Origin of the sequence: Nonomuraea soli, from assembly GCF_013761175.1 — a bacterium.
Lineage (GTDB): Bacteria > Actinomycetota > Actinomycetes > Streptosporangiales > Streptosporangiaceae > Nonomuraea > Nonomuraea soli.
This window is the reverse complement of record NZ_JACDUR010000003.1, coordinates 995042-1009453: the sequence shown is the minus strand read 5'-3', so window position 1 is coordinate 1009453 and position 14412 is coordinate 995042. Positions and strand designations below refer to the sequence as shown.

The following is a 14412-nucleotide window of genomic DNA, read 5'->3' as shown; positions in this document are numbered from 1 at the left end:
TACCGTGATTTTCCCGTTATGTGGATGCCGGGTTTCGTACCTGACATCCGGATGTTTCAGGATTTGACGGAACGAATCAGAAGCTGCGCCACGTCCACCACTTCCAGCGACTCCTTGGCCTGGCCGCCGTTCTTCTTCTCGTTGATGGCGTCACCGAGCATCACGAGACAGAAGGGGCAGGCGGTGGAGACGGTGTCGGGATCGGTCGTCAGCGCCTCGTCGACCCGCTCGGTGTTGATGCGCTTGCCGAGCCGCTCCTCCATCCACATGCGCGCGCCTCCGGCGCCGCAGCAGAAGCCGCGGTCCTTGTGGCGGTGCATCTCCTGGGTCTGCACGCCGGGCACCTTCGACATGATGTCGCGGGGCTGGCTGTAGACCTTGTTGTGGCGGCCGAGGAAGCACGGGTCGTGGTAGGTGATCTTCTCCTCGATCGGGTTGATCGGCACCAGCTTGCCCTCGTCGACCAGCTTGGCCAGCAGCTGGGTGTGGTGCACGACCTCGAACTGACCGCCCAGCTGCGGATACTCGTTGGCCAGGGTGTTGAAGCAGTGCGGGCAGGTCGCGACGATCTTCTTCGCGCCGACCTCGGTCAGCGTCTCGATGTTCTGCTTGGCCAGCATGTTGAAGATGAACTCCATGCCCAGGCGACGGGCGGGGTCACCGGTGCAGGCCTCCATGGGACCGAGCACGGCGAACTTGACGCCCGCGATGTGCAGCAGCTCGGCGACGGCCTTGGTGGTCTTCTTGGCCCGGTCCTCCAGGGCTCCGGCGCAGCCGACCCAGAAGAGGTACTCCGTGTCCTCGGAGAGCTTCTCGTCGACGACCTCGACCTCGAAGTCGAGCTCCTCGATCCAGTCCGCCCGCTTCATCTCGGACATGCCCCACGGGTTGGCCTTGTTCTCCAGGTTCTTGATCATCACACCCGCCTCGGACGGGAACGACGATTCGACCATGACCTGGTAGCGGCGCATGTCGAGGATGTGGTCGATGTGCTCGATGTCGACGGGGCACTGCTCGACGCAGGCGCCGCAGTTGGTGCACGACCACAGCACGTCGGGGTGAATGACGCCGTCCTCACCGACGAGCGGCTTGTCCAGCAGCGCCAGGACGTCCTGGCCGGCGTGCGAGGTGTCGGCGCCGGGCAGGAGGTACGGCGCGACCTTGAAGGCGTGGTCACGCTGGTCGAGGATGAGCATCTTCGGCGACAGCGGCTTGTCGGTGTTCCACGCCGGGCACTGCGACTGGCAACGCCCGCACTCGGTGCAGGAGTAGAAGTCGAGGAAGCCCTTCCACGTGGTGTCGCCGATCTTGCCGCGGCCCAGCTTCTCGGGGTCGAGGTCCTCGTCCTCGAAGTCGACGGGCTTGCCGTCGATCCGCATCTCGGGCGCCTCACCCAGGCCGTCGGGACGGCGGGAGAACAACACGTTGAGCGGCGCGGTGAAGATGTGCAGGTGCTTGGAGTTCACCACGATGACGAGGAACACCAGCATGAAGCCGATGTGCAGCAGCAGGGCGATCTCTTCGAGCAGCGTGCTGGCGGGCAGGATGTTGCCGAGCCCGATGGAGACGAAGGCGCCGCTGTCGTAAGGCAGGTTGCCGTTGGCGCTGGCGGCGCCGCGGGCGAGGAACAACGTCCAGATGATGTTGAAGATCATGAACAGGACGAGCCAGGCGCCGCCCAGGTGGGAGCCGAAGAAGCGCGACTTGCGGCCCTCGGTCTTGGGAGAGTTCTTGATCCGGATGACCGCGAAGGCGACGAGGCCGAGCAGACAGGCCACCGCGATGAAGTCCTGCAGGAAGCCGAGCACCGCCCACTGCCCGATGATCGGGATGTGGAAGTCGGGCTCACCGGTGATCGCACCCTGGATGATCGCGCCGTAGGCCTCGATGTAGACCGTCAGCAGGATGAAGAACGCCCACATGACGAAGAAGTGCGCGATGCCAGAAGGGGTCCACTTGAGCAGCTTCTTCTGGCCGAAGACCTCGACGATCTGCGCCTTCAGCTCTTCGGGCACATGGGTCTTGGCATATTCGATCCGCTCGGGAGCGGGCGGGCCGGAGGTGGCCAGCTTGAAGAGGAACAACGCCCGCCTTCCGGCCACGGCCACCGCCGCGACGGTCATGACGAGCGCGAGGATCGCTACCCAGAGCACCGGGTCCCTCCCACAGAGTTGCGTTGCCAATCAGCCTACGTCGGCTGGTCAGCCACGTTCTCCCCAGCCTTGCTACTGGCGAGTAACGTTACCATCTAGAACAATGCTCTATGGGTCAAGGTAGCGCTGGAGCGTCGGCCCCACCAGTTCGACGATCTCTTCCAGGTCAGCGGAGGCGATCGGTTCCAGCCGGAGGACATACCTCGCCATGATGATCCCAAACATCTGCGCGAAAGCCGCCTCGATGCGGATGTGGGGCACCTCCAGCGCGTCGGCCACGCGGAACAACATCGCGCTCGACATGAACTCCCGCAGTGTCTCCCTCGCCTGGTCGTTGGTCATCGCCGAGCGCATCAGCGCGATGACCGGCTCCCTGGCCTGCGGGTCGGAGGTCACCGTGAGCAGCAGCCTGACCAGCCGCTCCCCCAGTTCGTGTCGCGGCGCGCCGAGGAGCTCGGGCAGGATCACGTCGGGCGTGACGGGAAGCTGCAGCGCCTCCGCGAAAACGCCCTCCTTGTTGGCGAAGTAGTGGTGCACCAGGGCAGGATCGACGCCCGCCTCCCTGGCGATGCCGCGCATGGTGGCCTTGTCGTACCCCTTCTCCGAGAAGACCTTCCGCGCCGCCGTGAGGATCTCTCCCCTGGTGTCGGCCGCACCCGGGCGGCGTCCGGGCCTGCGGGCCGTACTCAACGACCCACCGCCAGGTAGACGCGCATCGGCACGGTCAGCACGCCTTCCTGAGCGTCGCCGTCGAGCCGCCCGCGCAGCCTGCCGACCAGCTCGTCGGCCTGACCGGGATCGAGGGCGGCCATGTAGGAGTGCGACCTGAGATCGAGCAGGAAGTCGTCGACCGTCACCAGCCGGGTCCAGTGGACCCAGCGTTCCTCGACGTCGAGCACGGCCGCGATCGACGGCACACGCCACTGGGGATGCGCGGGACCCCAGTATTCGGGGGCGAGCTCGGCCAGCTCGGCCTCGTAACCGGCCAGCCAGTCGGCCCTGGCCGTGTCGTGGGTGTTCCACCACGCGGCGATCATGCCCGTACGGCGGAGCACGCGCCGCGCCTCGTTCACCGAGACGACCGGGTCGAGCCAGTGCCACGACTGGGCGTAGCACACCAGGTCGGCCACCCCGTCGTGGAGCGGGAGCTGGTTGCCGTCGGCCCGCACCGCCGCGCCCGCGCCTCGCGACACCAGGCGCGACAACATCTCGGCGCCGGGGTCGACGGCCACCACCCGCGCACCTCTGGCCTGCAAGGCCCTGGTCGAGATGCCGGTGCCGGCGCCGACGTCGACCACCAGGGCGCCGTTGAGCGAGGTTTCCGCCAGCTCGGCCAGCGCCGCGAACAGGCCGTCGGGGTACCCGGGCCTGGCCGCGTCGTAGGCGTCGGCCACCCGGTCGAAGACCTTGCCGAGGGTGCGTCTGATCATGGAGAGGTCGCGAGGTGGAGCCGGGCGAAGGCCAGCGCCTCCGCGAGATCGTCGATACGTTCCGTACGGCTGACGGCCTTACGGGTGTTGATCTCGAGCACCACGTTGCCGGTGAAGCCGGTCGTGGCCAGCCGCTCGAGTATCGCCGCGCACGGCTGGTTGCCGCGGCCCGGCACCAGGTGCTCGTCGAGGTTGGTCACCCCGGTCCCGTCGGCCAGATGCAGGTGGGCCAGCCGGTCGCCCAGCTTGACCGCCATCTCCATCGCGTCGGAACGTGACACCGCCGTGTGCGACAGGTCGAGGGTGACGTTGGGGAAGTCGTAGTCGATCGGGTTCCAGTCGGGTGAGTAGGGCACCACCGCCTTGCCCCTGGCCTTGAGGGGGAACATGTTCTCGACGGCGAAGACCACGTCGGTCTCGTCGCGCATGCGGGCCAGCCCGATCTCGAAGTCACGGGCGTAGTCGCGCTGCCAGCGGAAGGGCGGGTGTACCACGACCGTGGTGGCGCCCAGCCGCTCGGCGGCCTGCTGTGCCTTGACCAGCTTGGCCCACGGGTCACGGCCCCAGACCCGCTGGGTCACCAGCAGGCAGGGCGCGTGGATGGCCAGCACCGGCACCTCGTAGTGGTCGGACAGCCGCTCGATGACGTCGATGTCCTGGCTGACCGGGTCTGCGCCCACCATGATCTCGACACCGTCGTAACCGAGGCGCCCGGCGAGTTCGAACGCGTCGGGAGTGCGTTCCGGATATACCGAAGCCGTGGACAATGCGATCTTCGCATTGGGCACGCGGATGACGTCTGTCACCCTGCCAGCCTAAAGCGCGAGCTCTCCTATCGTTGACCCATGCCACGCATCCACACCGGCGCGATCCCCAGCCCCAACATCTGGAACACCCCCGCGGTCTACGAAACCGAGAACCGCGCGGTGGATCCCGAGGGCCTGGCCGACGCCCGCCTGCGTGAGCTGCGTCCCTGGAGCGGCGCCACCGTCCTCGACATCGGCTGCGGCACCGGCTACCACCTTCCCGCCTACGCCCGCGAGGCGCGCGCCGTGATCGGCGTCGAACCCCACGGCGACCTGGTGAGCGTGGCCAGACGCCGCTGCGCCGCCCTGGACAACGTCACCGTCCACGCCGCAGCCGCGCAGGCGCTCCCCCTGCCCGACGCGTCGGTCGACGTCGCGATCGCGCGGTGGGCCTACTTCTTCGGCCCGGGGTGCGAGCCCGGCCTGCGGGAGCTGTCCAGAGTCGTACGGCGGGGCGGCGCGGCCTTCGTGATCGACCTCGACGGCTCGCGCGGCGCGTTCGGGCGGTGGTTCCGCGAGACCGTGCCGCAGTACTCCCCCGCCAAGGTGGAGGAGTTCTGGACCCGGCAGGGCTGGGAGCGCGAGGAGCTCGACCTGCGGATGGCCTTCGAGACCAGGGCGGACCTGGAGGCGGTGCTGCGCATCGAGTTCACCCCCAGGGTGGCGCGCTCCGCCGCGTCGGAGGTGACCGGACTCGAACTCCCCTACCCGAACGTGCTGCGCTGGCGCCGCTTCTAGGCCTTGACCCTGACATCGGTGTCAACGTTTACCTTGGCGGTATGCGAATCGGCGAGCTGGCCACCAAGACCGGCGCGAGCACCCGCTCCTTGCGCTACTACGAGCAGCACGGCCTGATCTCCGCCAGACGCGAGAGCAACGGCTACCGGGAGTACGACGAGGGCGACGTGCGCCTGGTGAGCGAGATCCGTGAGCTGCTCGCGATCGGCTTCACCCTGGAGGACGCCAGGCCCTTCGTCGACTGCCTGCGCAGCGGGCAGCCCTCGGGCGGCTCCTGCTCGGAGTCGGTCGAGGTCTACCGCCGCAAGATCGCCGAGATCGACGAGGAGATCCGCGTCCTGCTCGCCCGCCGCGCCGAAGTGGCCGCCCAGCTCAAGGGAGCGTTGCAATGATCGAGTTGACCGCCGACACCTTCGAGGAGCAGGTGCTCAGGAGCGACAAGCCGGTGCTCGTCGACTTCTGGGCCGAGTGGTGCGGTCCGTGCCGCATGGTCGCGCCGGTGCTGGCCGAGATCGAGGCCGAGCACGGGCTGACGATCGGGAAGCTGAACTTCGACGAGCATCCGCAGATCGGGGCCCGGTACGGGGTGATGGGGCTGCCGACGATGGTGCTCTTCGAGAACGGGGAGCCGGTGAAGCAGATCGTGGGGGCCAAGCCGAAGCGGATGCTCGTTATGGAATTGGGCCTAGAGGGATAAAAGCGACATAAGGCATGATTTGCGGCTGTGTGCCGCAAATCTCCCCTTGTGCTGCTGTTCCTGCTGGTGACGGGCTGTGCGACGACCTCGGTCGTCGCCGCGCCTTCCGTGCCGGTGTCTCCCACGCCCACGGCGACGGCGACGGCGACGGCGACGGCGACGGCGACGGCGACGGCGACGGCGACGCCCGCTCCGAAGCCCACCCCCAGCAACGCCCCCACCGGTGACGCGGCACGCGACCACAACCCGCTCAACCGCCTGGCCAAGGCCAAGGCCATGAGCTGCAAGGCGCCGGGAGTGCGCGACCGCGACTTCGGGTCCATGAAGAAGTACCTCGGCGCGGTGACGGCCTGCCTCGACCGGTTCTGGAAGCGCGAGTTCGCCCGCGCCGGGCTTCGCTACGAGGCGCCGGAACGCAGCTTCGTGCGCTCCAAGCCGAAGCGGTTCTGCGGCGGGAAGTGGTCGAAGGGCGCCGACGGCATCTACTGCAACGACCCGGAGTCCAAGGACGCCCATCGCTTCACGGTCGTCATCGACGAGGGGTGGCGCTGGGCGGACCTGCGGCTCGACATGGCGATCCTGACCGCCCACGAGTACGGTCACCACGTCCAGGAGATGTCGGGCTACTCCTCACACGTCGAGGACTCCTACTGGCGCTCCAAGGGCCGCAAGGCGGAGGACCTCGTGACGCGCCGCTCCGAGCTGCAGACCACCTGCTTCGCCGGAATCGCGATCGGCGCCCTCCACGACTCGATGTTCTCCTCCAGGTGGCACTGGGATTCCTACCGCAGGGCCAACCGCGAGTGGAACCAGCCGGACGCCTGGGACCGCACCCATGGGCTGCCCAAGACCCAGCTCACCTGGCTGGAGCGTGGTTTCAAGGCGCGCACCACCGGTGCCTGCAACACCTGGCGGTACAAGACTTCCGAGGTGAAGTGACCCCATCCGGAAACGCATATATCGTGATACGCCACTATGCCCCGCATGCTCCCCCTGCTCGTGGCCGCTTTCCTGATCACCGGATGCTCCCTGCTCCCGGTGCCCTCGGCGTCCACGCCGCCCGCGCCCACGAAGCAGGCGGCGCGCCCCAAGCCCACCGCGACCGCCAAGCCCAGGTCCAAGCCCTCGGCCACTCCCGCGCCGCGCCGGGTGCTGAGCGATCCCCCGGTGGGTGACGCCGCCCGTGACCGCAACCCGCTGAACAAGCTGACCAAGGCCAGGCCACGTGCCTGCAAGACGCCCGCCGTGCCGTACAACAGCTGGAGAGGCATGCGGAACTACCTGGCGGCCTTCGCCTCGTGCCTGGACCGGCACTGGAAGGCCGAGTTCACCAGGGCGGGGCTGAAGTTCCAGGTGCCGCGGCGCTCCTTCCTGTCCAAGCCGGCCAAGAAGGCGTGCGGCGGGTGGATCAAGGGCGCCACCGGGCTGTACTGCGGCGACTCCCGCTCGAAGGACTACAGGCGGCTGTGGGTGCTGATCACGAAGGACGACCTGTATCCGGAGGCGCGGATATACATGGTCGACCTGATCGCCCATGAGTACGGCCACCACGTGCAGGAGATGTCCGGGTTCGGCGACGTCACCAACCGTGCCTACTGGCGCGCCGACGGCGAGGGCAAGAAGGCCGAGGACGCGGTGACACGCAGGTCGGAGCTGCAGGCTCAGTGTTTCTCCGGCATCGGGCTCGGCGTGTTCTACGACGCGTTGTTCCCCACGCCCACCACGCTCGACCAGTATCGCGAGTCGATCGTCACCTGGGACCAGGACAACGAGTGGGACCGCACGCACGGCCTGCCGCGCACCCAGTTCACGTGGTTCGATCGCGGCTTCGACCAGCTGCGGCCCGCCGCCTGCGACACCTGGCACGCCCGGGCCGCGCGCGTGAAATGAGATTTGTCGGCGGGCCCCGCTAGCCTGCTCGGCATGGCGAAGACAGCTGCAGCTGGATACCGCTGCACCGAGTGCGGCTGGCGCACGCTCAAATGGGTCGGCCGGTGCTCGGAGTGCCAGGCGTGGGGCACTGTCGACGAGGAGGGCGCCGCCAGGGGCGTGCACGTCGTTCAGGCGGGCGCCACCAGCGCGCCGGCGATCCCCATCGGCCAGGTCAAGGCCGAGGTGGCCATCGCCCGCACCACCGGCATCGGCGAGCTCGACCGCGTGCTCGGCGGCGGCCTGGTGCCCGGCGCGGTGGTCCTGCTGGCCGGCGAGCCCGGCATCGGCAAGTCGACCCTGCTGCTCGAGGCCGCGGCCAAGCTCGCCGACCGCGAGACGGTCCTCTACGTCACGGGCGAGGAGTCCGCCTCCCAGGTGCGCCTGCGCGCCGACCGCATCGGCGCCCTGCGCGACCGGCTCTACCTCGCGGCCGAGACCGAGCTGGCGGCGCTGGTCACCCACGTCGAGAAGGTCCAGCCCAGGCTGCTCGTCGTCGACTCCGTGCAGACGATCGGCTCGGCCCAGGCCACCGGCGTCCCCGGCGGCGTCACCCAGGTCCGCGAGGTCGCCGCCAACCTCGTACGGCTGGCCAAGGAGCGCGACATGTCGACCGTGCTCGTCGGCCACGTGACCAAGGAGGGCTCGATCGCCGGTCCGCGCACCCTTGAGCACCTGGTCGACGTGGTGCTCAACTTCGAGGGCGACCGCCACTCCCGGCTGCGCCTGGTGCGCGCGGTGAAGAACCGCTTCGGCCCCACCGACGAGGTCGGCTGCTTCGACCTGCACGAGCGCGGCATCGAGGGCATCAGCGATCCGACCGGCCTGTTCGTCTCCCACCGCACCAAGCCGGTGCCCGGCACCTGCGTCACCGTGACCGTCGAGGGCACCAGGCCGCTGCCCGCCGAGGTGCAGGCGCTGGTCGCCCGCACCGAGGCCCAGCAGCCGCGCCGCACCAGCTCCGGGCTCGACACCTATCGTGTGCAGCTCATCCTGGCGGTGCTGGAGCGCAGGCTCAACGCCAAGCTGGGCGGCTGCGACGTCTTCACCGCCACCGTGGGCGGCATCAAGCTGGCCGACCCCGCGGTCGACCTGGCCGTCATGCTCGCGGTGGCCAGCGCGGCCGGTGACCGCGCCCTGCCCGCCGGGCTGATCGCCCTGGGCGAGGTCGGCCTGGCAGGAGAGTTGCGCCCGGTGCGCGACGTGCGACGGCGCCTGACCGAGGCCGCCCGGCTCGGCTTCACCCGCGCTCTGGTGCCCAAGGGCTCACTCGACGAGGGCACCCGCCGGCCCACCGGCCGCCAGCAGCAACGTTCGCTCGTGCCCGTCGGCCCCACGCAGTTCGCGCCCGGCTTCGAGGTGGTCGAGGCGGAGAATGTGTGGGATGCCCTGACTCACGTCACTTGATCCTTCTGACCCTCGTGATGTGATCCTTTGGAAACCCCAGGCAGGCTTCCCCCAAGAGAACGCTAAGCTGGATTTGGTATACAGCGACACCGGGGGCCACGTGGGAAACGACAGGAGCGTCGACGACCGCCGTCGCGAGGCCCTTGCCGCACTGGCTCCGGGCACTCAACTACGCGACGGTCTTGAGCGCATCCTGCGCGGACACACCGGCGGGTTGATCGTGCTCGGCTACGACGCCGACGTCGAGGCCATCTGCAGCGGCGGATTCCAGCTCGACGTCGAGTTCTCCGCCACCGGCCTGCGCGAGCTGGCCAAGATGGACGGCGCCATCGTGCTGCGCTCGGGCGACTACCAGATCGTGCGCGCGGGAGTTCACCTCGTGCCCGATCCCTCGATCCCGACCGACGAGTCCGGCACCCGCCATCGCACCGCCCAGCGGGTCGCCCGGCAGACCGGCTTCCCGATCATCGCGATCAGCAAGTCGATGCGGATCATCGCCCTCTACCTCGACGGCATCCGTTACGTGCTCGAGGAGTCGGCGGCGATCCTCTCCAAGGCCAACCAGGCCCTGGCCACGCTTGAGCGCTACAAGCACCGCCTCGACGAGGTGTCCGGCACGCTGTCGGCGCTCGAGATCGAGGACCTGGTCACCGTCCGCGACGTGGCGGCCGTCGTGCAGCGGCTCGAGATGGTCAGGCGCATCGCCGACGAGATCGAGGGCTACGTGGTCGAGCTCGGCACCGACGGCCGGCTGCTGTCGCTGCAGCTCGAAGAGCTGGTCGCGGGCGTCGATTCGGAGCGCGAGCTCATCGTGCGCGACTACCTGCCCTCCGACACCTCCCGCGCCTTCCCGCAGGCGCTGCGCGACCTCAACAAGCTGTCGTCGAGCGAGCTGCTCGACCTGGGGGCCGTGGCCGACGTGCTCGGCTACTCCGGTGGCGAGGCGCTCGACGGGCCGGCCAGCCCGCGAGGCTTCCGGCTCCTGGCCAAGGTGCCGCGCCTGCCGGGATCGGTCGTCAACCGCCTCGTCGGCCACTTCGGGGGCCTGCAGAAGCTCCTGGCCGCCAGCATCGACGACCTGCAGGCCGTGGGCGGAGTCGGCGAGTCCAGGGCGCGCAGCGTGCGTGAGGGGCTGTCGAGGCTGGCCGAGTCGTCGATCCTGGAGCGTTACGTCTGACCTTGACGAATCTATACAAGTGTTTAGATTCGTGGGTATGGCGCTCGTCGTCGTCTCCGTGATCCTGGCAGGGCTGCTGGTGTATTCAGCGGCCAGGAAACTGAGCCACCGCGAGGACGTCGTGCGGACCTACGCCAGGGTGGAAGTGGCGGAGTCGAGGCTCAACCTGCTGGCGGCGCTCCTGCTGGCGGGCGCGGCGGGCCTGGTCGGAGGGCTGGCGTGGGCGCCGCTCGGGCTGGCCGCCGCGATCACGCTGGCGTGCTACTTCCTCGTCGCGGTCCTCTTCCACGTGCGCGCCCGCGACCTGCGCAACCTGCCGACGCCGCTGGTCCACCTGGCGCTGGCGATCACCGTCGTCGTGCTCACCTGGACCACCGAGGGCGTCGTGCTCACCTGGACCAGCGAGGGCATGGTGGTCGGCTGGACCTCCATGCCCTTCCACGAGTGACCCCGTCACCGCAGGTGGAAGACCGCCTTGCGACTGCGCAGGGAGCCGCCGTCGACCACCGCGACGTAGGTGCCCGCCAGCGCGGCCTGCCCTTCCTTGCCGCACGTGGCCGCGGACCGGCGGCGATCCCACTGCACGGTCCGCACGAGCGGGATCCCCCGCTCCAGCTTGTGAACCTGGCCGTCCTCGCCGCTCACGCAGTCGGCCGTCGACCAGATCCGGTCCTGGCCCGAGGTGATCAGCAACTCCAGCGCACGCGGCCCGACATCGGTGGTGCACATGACCGGCCCGGTGTTGACCAGCGTGTAGACGAACCCCGGCTGGGCCGAACCCGTGTAGACCTCCTGGCGTCCCTGCAGGCTGAGCACCAGTTCGCTGCGCTCGCACGGCATGCCGGGCTTGCGCGGCCTGGGCTTGGCGGCGACCGCCTTGACCGAGGCCGACGGCTTGGCGGACGGCGACGCCGACGAGGAAGGGCTCACGGTCGGCGACGGGCTCAACGTCGGCAGCCCGGACAACACCGGGCCGGCCGGGGGACTTGCGAGCGACTGAGCACTCGACTTGCCCGCGGGCCCGTCGGATCCGCTGGAGCATGCCCAGGCCACGACGGCCACCACGACCAGCGCCCCGACCAGGACGCTCATGCGCCGGCGCCAGTAGACATCACCAGCGTCGCCACGGAAAGTGTCCGGTTCCATACGCACAGCATGAACGAAAACCCGTGCTTGCAGCGTGACGACCCGCCGTAGTCTTGACTGGTGGCCGACCTGCACTCCCCCATCCTGAGCTGGTACGCAGAGAATGCCCGAGATCTTCCGTGGCGCCGTCCCGACGCCACGCCCTGGGGCATCCTCGTGAGCGAGATCATGCTGCAGCAGACCCCGGTGGTCCGGGTGCTGCCGATCTGGCTGGAGTGGATGGAGCGCTGGCCGACGCCGAAGGACCTGGCGGCACAACCCTCCGGCGAGGCCGTACGCCACTGGGGCCGGCTCGGCTACCCGCGCCGGGCACTGCGCCTGCACGCCTGCGCCACCGCGATCACCGAGGAGCACGGCGGCGAGGTGCCCTCCGACCACGCGACGCTGCTCGCCCTGCCCGGCATCGGCGAATACACCGCCGCGGCCGTGGCCAGCTTCGCCTTCGCCGGCCGCCATGCCGTACTGGACACGAACGTACGGCGGGTGTTCGCCAGGGCCGTCCGGGCGGAGGAGTATCCACCCACCGCGACCTCCGCGATCGAGCGGCGCCTGGCCGAGTCGCTACTGCCCGAGGTGGGCGCCCCGACGTGGGGGGTGGCCGTGATGGAGCTGGGGGCTCTGGTCTGTACGGCACGCGCACCACGATGCGCCGACTGCCCGATCGCCGACCGTTGTGCGTGGCGCCTGGCGGGCAAGCCCCCGCACGCCGGGCCGGCACGCAAGGGACAGACCTACGAGGGCACCGACCGGCAGTGCCGGGGCAGGCTGCTGGCCGTCCTGCGCAACGCGCACGGGCCGGTGCCCAAGGAGGCGCTGGACGTGGTGTGGGACGACGCGGTGCAGCGCGAACGCGCCCTCGACGGCCTCGTCGCCGACGGCCTCACCGAGGTCCTCGACGACGGCACCTATCGCCTGCCTGGCTAGGCCGTCAGGCGATCCAGGCCGGGACTCCGAAGTCCTTGCCGTCGACCGCCGCCCTGGCCTCGGCGGGGGCGGTGCAGATGGCCACGAATCCGCTCTCGCCAGCCGTCACCTGCCGCACCACCCCGGCAGGCATCACCACGGTGTCACCGGCGACGACCGCGAGGTCCTCCTCCCCCAGGCGTACGCTCACGGCTCCCTCCAGGAAGGTCCAGACCTGGTCGGCACTGATGGTGTGCACGGGCCCGGAGACACCCGGCTTGCCCTCGACCCGCCAGATCGACAGCCCCGCCGCGCCCTGGGTCGGAGAGGCAAGGGTGGTCATGATTCCCCCGGGAGTCTCGGTTCGGCGCGCGTCGGCCTCGCGAATCAACATTCGATCTCCTAAGATAGACAATGGCGTTGTCTAAATAGTGAACCAGGTTGTCTATCGTGTCAAGCGAACTCCCTCTCCGCTTCCTGCTGGCCTTCCGCACCATGATCGATGAGCTGCATGCCGAGCTGGCCCGGCAGGGTCATCCCGACATGCGGCCCATGCATGGTTTCGTGCTGCAGGCCATCGGGCCCCAGGGCACCACCGCCGTCGAGCTGGGGCGCACGCTGGGCGTCTCCAAGCAGGCGGCGGGCAAGACCGTGGAGGCGCTGGAGCAGATCGGCTACGTGGAACGGGCCGTGGATCCGGCGGACACCCGGCGGAAGATCGTCAAAGTGACCGACCGCGGGTACGACGCGCTGATCCGCTCAGGTGAGATCCTGCGGCGTCAGCACCGGCGCTGGGCCGAGACCCTGGGCGCCGACCGCCTGGCCGCACTGGAGAACGACCTGCGGAAGATGACGCCCGAGAACGTATGGAAGCTGGACGCGCCGGGCTGGTTCAGCTGAGGCCGAGATCCTGTCAGGCGGCGAGTTGCAGGCCCAGGCCCGTGAGGTTGGTGCGGGCCCAGTCGAGCTCCTCCGCCAGCACCGACACCAGCGCCCCCGGCCCCTTGGCCTTCAGCGGAGCCGCCAGGTGGTGCATCTCCACCTCGATGTGCGCGGTGCCCGCCACGGCCCCCGACAGCATGGCGGCCAGCGTGTCGTGCAGCACGGCGCCCGTGTCGGGGCTCTCGTGGTTGTGCACGTGCCCGAGCTTCACCACGGGCGCCCCCGCCTGGGCCAGGCCGCGCAGGGCGGTGCCCGACTCCTCGGTGTCTCCGCACGCCAGGTTGCACGCGTCGAGGCAGACCCCGAGATGCTCGGAGTCGATGCCGCCCACGCGCTCCAGCGCCTGCTCCGTCGTCTCCAGCACACATCCGGGCCACGGCTCGAAGCCGACGCGGATGGTCTTGCCGGTGACGCTGTAGATGCCGCGCAGCTCGCGGGCCAGGCGCTCCAGGCGGCGGGTGGCGATCGAGTGCAGGTCGGCGGGCCAGTCACGGCGCCAGCCGATCGGAATCGTGGAGATGCTGCCGAACCGTACGTCTTCGGGCAGCAGGAAGGCGAGGATCTTCGCCAGCGCCATCGTGTAGCGGTAGCGCTCGGGCTTGGCCCAGTCGGGGCCCGGCGCTTCCTGGTGGCGTCCGCCGGTGCCGTTGAGGCTGACGACCTCCAGCCCGCGCTCCTCCAGGGAGCGGCGCAGCCGTACGAGCTCGATGCGGTCGGCGGTCAGGTGGTCGGCGACGCCAGGCGACAACCACAGGCCGATGCCCATCCGCTCGACGCCGAGCCGCTTGCGCACGGGGACGGCGTAGCGGGTCAGGTGGGCGATGAGGTTCTCGAGGTCCTCGGCGGGGTGGACGCCGGCGTTGTAGGCCAGGTGAACGAGAGTTCCGTCCTCGTGACGCAGGCGCATCGGCTTCCTCCACGGCTTCGACTGTCGGCGTTCTCGCCTGCCTCGAGCATTGCGGCTCCGGGGTCTCCGGTGCGTCCGCCCTGAGTTGACTGCTTACTACTCCCCAGGGAGCAGCCTCACCCTAGGAGCCTGCTCTTGGGGGAGACTTGCGTGAGACTTGGCGATGTCTTGCTCTAC

17 protein-coding genes are annotated in these 14412 nt (G+C 69.2%); 10 read left to right on the top strand and 7 right to left on the bottom strand.

Annotated features, from left to right (window positions below; translation table 11 throughout):
- Positions 1 to 56: 56 nt before the first annotated feature.
- The 4 genes from HNR30_RS17700 to HNR30_RS17685 all read right to left on the bottom strand — a co-directional run bounded on the left by HNR30_RS17700 (position 57) and on the right by HNR30_RS17685 (position 4389).
- On the bottom strand, positions 57 to 2153 hold the full coding sequence (locus tag HNR30_RS17700) for a (Fe-S)-binding protein (RefSeq protein WP_181610926.1): 2097 nt from the start codon (positions 2151 to 2153) through the stop codon (positions 57 to 59).
- 108 nt (positions 2154 to 2261) lie between these two features.
- Positions 2262 to 2843, bottom strand: coding sequence for a TetR/AcrR family transcriptional regulator (locus tag HNR30_RS17695; RefSeq protein ID WP_181610925.1), 582 nt, complete (start codon positions 2841 to 2843; stop codon positions 2262 to 2264).
- A complete protein-coding gene (locus HNR30_RS17690) occupies positions 2840 to 3583 on the bottom strand; it encodes a class I SAM-dependent methyltransferase (protein ID WP_181610924.1) in 744 nt (247 codons plus the stop codon). The genes HNR30_RS17695 and HNR30_RS17690 overlap by 4 nt, the downstream gene beginning before the upstream one ends.
- The gene (locus HNR30_RS17685; RefSeq protein ID WP_181610923.1) at positions 3580 to 4389 is read right to left on the bottom strand and encodes a sugar phosphate isomerase/epimerase family protein; all 810 of its coding nucleotides are present in this window, start codon (positions 4387 to 4389) and stop codon (positions 3580 to 3582) included. Before HNR30_RS17685 ends, HNR30_RS17690 begins: the two co-directional genes overlap by 4 nt.
- A 39-nt stretch (positions 4390 to 4428) precedes the next feature.
- Here HNR30_RS17685 and HNR30_RS17680 point away from each other — a divergent pair, with 39 nt between their 5' ends.
- The 8 genes from HNR30_RS17680 (at position 4429) to HNR30_RS17645 (ending at position 10785) form a co-directional block, all read left to right on the top strand.
- Positions 4429 to 5127, top strand: coding sequence for a class I SAM-dependent methyltransferase (locus HNR30_RS17680; protein WP_181610922.1), 699 nt, complete (start codon positions 4429 to 4431; stop codon positions 5125 to 5127).
- 41 nt (positions 5128 to 5168) lie between these two features.
- The gene (locus HNR30_RS17675; protein WP_181610921.1) at positions 5169 to 5519 is read left to right on the top strand and encodes a MerR family transcriptional regulator; all 351 of its coding nucleotides are present in this window, start codon (positions 5169 to 5171) and stop codon (positions 5517 to 5519) included.
- Positions 5516 to 5824 carry a thioredoxin gene (gene trxA, locus HNR30_RS17670; RefSeq protein ID WP_181610920.1) on the top strand — a complete coding sequence of 103 codons (309 nt, stop codon included), beginning with the start codon at positions 5516 to 5518 and terminating at the stop codon, positions 5822 to 5824. The genes HNR30_RS17675 and trxA overlap by 4 nt, the downstream gene beginning before the upstream one ends.
- A 48-nt stretch (positions 5825 to 5872) precedes the next feature.
- The gene (locus tag HNR30_RS17665) at positions 5873 to 6763 is read left to right on the top strand and encodes a neutral zinc metallopeptidase (protein WP_181610919.1); all 891 of its coding nucleotides are present in this window, start codon (positions 5873 to 5875) and stop codon (positions 6761 to 6763) included.
- A gap of 45 nt (positions 6764 to 6808) precedes the next feature.
- Positions 6809 to 7714 (top strand): neutral zinc metallopeptidase, encoded by a 906-nt coding sequence (locus HNR30_RS17660; protein ID WP_181610918.1) that lies wholly within the window; start codon positions 6809 to 6811, stop codon positions 7712 to 7714.
- A 33-nt stretch (positions 7715 to 7747) separates the two neighbouring features.
- A complete protein-coding gene (radA, locus tag HNR30_RS17655) occupies positions 7748 to 9160 on the top strand; it encodes a DNA repair protein RadA (protein ID WP_181610917.1) in 1413 nt (470 codons plus the stop codon).
- Positions 9161 to 9260: 100 nt separating this feature from the next.
- Positions 9261 to 10337 carry a DNA integrity scanning diadenylate cyclase DisA gene (gene disA / locus HNR30_RS17650; protein WP_181610916.1) on the top strand — a complete coding sequence of 359 codons (1077 nt, stop codon included), beginning with the start codon at positions 9261 to 9263 and terminating at the stop codon, positions 10335 to 10337.
- 37 nt (positions 10338 to 10374) lie between these two features.
- Positions 10375 to 10785 (top strand): DoxX family protein, encoded by a 411-nt coding sequence (locus HNR30_RS17645; RefSeq protein ID WP_181610915.1) that lies wholly within the window; start codon positions 10375 to 10377, stop codon positions 10783 to 10785.
- A 5-nt stretch (positions 10786 to 10790) separates the two neighbouring features.
- Here the strand turns inward: HNR30_RS17645 and HNR30_RS17640 are convergent, their stop codons facing one another.
- Positions 10791 to 11483 (bottom strand): hypothetical protein, encoded by a 693-nt coding sequence (locus HNR30_RS17640; RefSeq protein WP_181610914.1) that lies wholly within the window; start codon positions 11481 to 11483, stop codon positions 10791 to 10793.
- 168 nt (positions 11484 to 11651) lie between these two features.
- Here HNR30_RS17640 and HNR30_RS17635 point away from each other — a divergent pair, with 168 nt between their 5' ends.
- Positions 11652 to 12407: an iron-sulfur binding domain-containing protein gene (locus HNR30_RS17635; protein ID WP_376771749.1), complete on the top strand. Its 756-nt coding sequence runs from the start codon at positions 11652 to 11654 to the stop codon at positions 12405 to 12407.
- Positions 12408 to 12411: 4 nt separating this feature from the next.
- Here the strand turns inward: HNR30_RS17635 and HNR30_RS17630 are convergent, their stop codons facing one another.
- Positions 12412 to 12729, bottom strand: coding sequence for a cupin domain-containing protein (locus HNR30_RS17630; RefSeq protein WP_246378648.1), 318 nt, complete (start codon positions 12727 to 12729; stop codon positions 12412 to 12414).
- A 107-nt stretch (positions 12730 to 12836) separates the two neighbouring features.
- On the opposite strand from HNR30_RS17630, the gene HNR30_RS17625 reads away from it, so the two are divergent.
- Complete coding sequence (locus HNR30_RS17625) at positions 12837 to 13286, top strand: MarR family winged helix-turn-helix transcriptional regulator (RefSeq protein ID WP_312894468.1); 450 nt, start codon at positions 12837 to 12839, stop codon at positions 13284 to 13286.
- 13 nt (positions 13287 to 13299) lie between these two features.
- Here HNR30_RS17625 and HNR30_RS17620 read toward each other — a convergent pair whose 3' ends face one another.
- A complete protein-coding gene (locus HNR30_RS17620; RefSeq protein ID WP_181610911.1) occupies positions 13300 to 14235 on the bottom strand; it encodes a TIM barrel protein in 936 nt (311 codons plus the stop codon).
- Positions 14236 to 14412: the final 177 nt, after the last annotated feature.

Coding starts and splice junctions, on each gene's coding strand:
- HNR30_RS17660 (WP_181610918.1), top strand. CDS start 6,809: ATGCTCCCCCTGCTCGTGGCCGCTTTCCTGATCACCGGATGCTCCCTG.
- HNR30_RS17645 (WP_181610915.1), top strand. CDS start 10,375: ATGGCGCTCGTCGTCGTCTCCGTGATCCTGGCAGGGCTGCTGGTGTAT.
- HNR30_RS17620 (WP_181610911.1), bottom strand. CDS start 14,235: ATGCGCCTGCGTCACGAGGACGGAACTCTCGTTCACCTGGCCTACAAC.
- trxA (WP_181610920.1), top strand. CDS start 5,516: ATGATCGAGTTGACCGCCGACACCTTCGAGGAGCAGGTGCTCAGGAGC.
- HNR30_RS17680 (WP_181610922.1), top strand. CDS start 4,429: ATGCCACGCATCCACACCGGCGCGATCCCCAGCCCCAACATCTGGAAC.
- HNR30_RS17640 (WP_181610914.1), bottom strand. CDS start 11,483: ATGGAACCGGACACTTTCCGTGGCGACGCTGGTGATGTCTACTGGCGC.
- radA (WP_181610917.1), top strand. CDS start 7,748: ATGGCGAAGACAGCTGCAGCTGGATACCGCTGCACCGAGTGCGGCTGG.
- HNR30_RS17635 (WP_376771749.1), top strand. CDS start 11,652: ATGCTGCAGCAGACCCCGGTGGTCCGGGTGCTGCCGATCTGGCTGGAG.
- HNR30_RS17630 (WP_246378648.1), bottom strand. CDS start 12,729: ATGACCACCCTTGCCTCTCCGACCCAGGGCGCGGCGGGGCTGTCGATC.
- HNR30_RS17675 (WP_181610921.1), top strand. CDS start 5,169: ATGCGAATCGGCGAGCTGGCCACCAAGACCGGCGCGAGCACCCGCTCC.
- HNR30_RS17690 (WP_181610924.1), bottom strand. CDS start 3,583: ATGATCAGACGCACCCTCGGCAAGGTCTTCGACCGGGTGGCCGACGCC.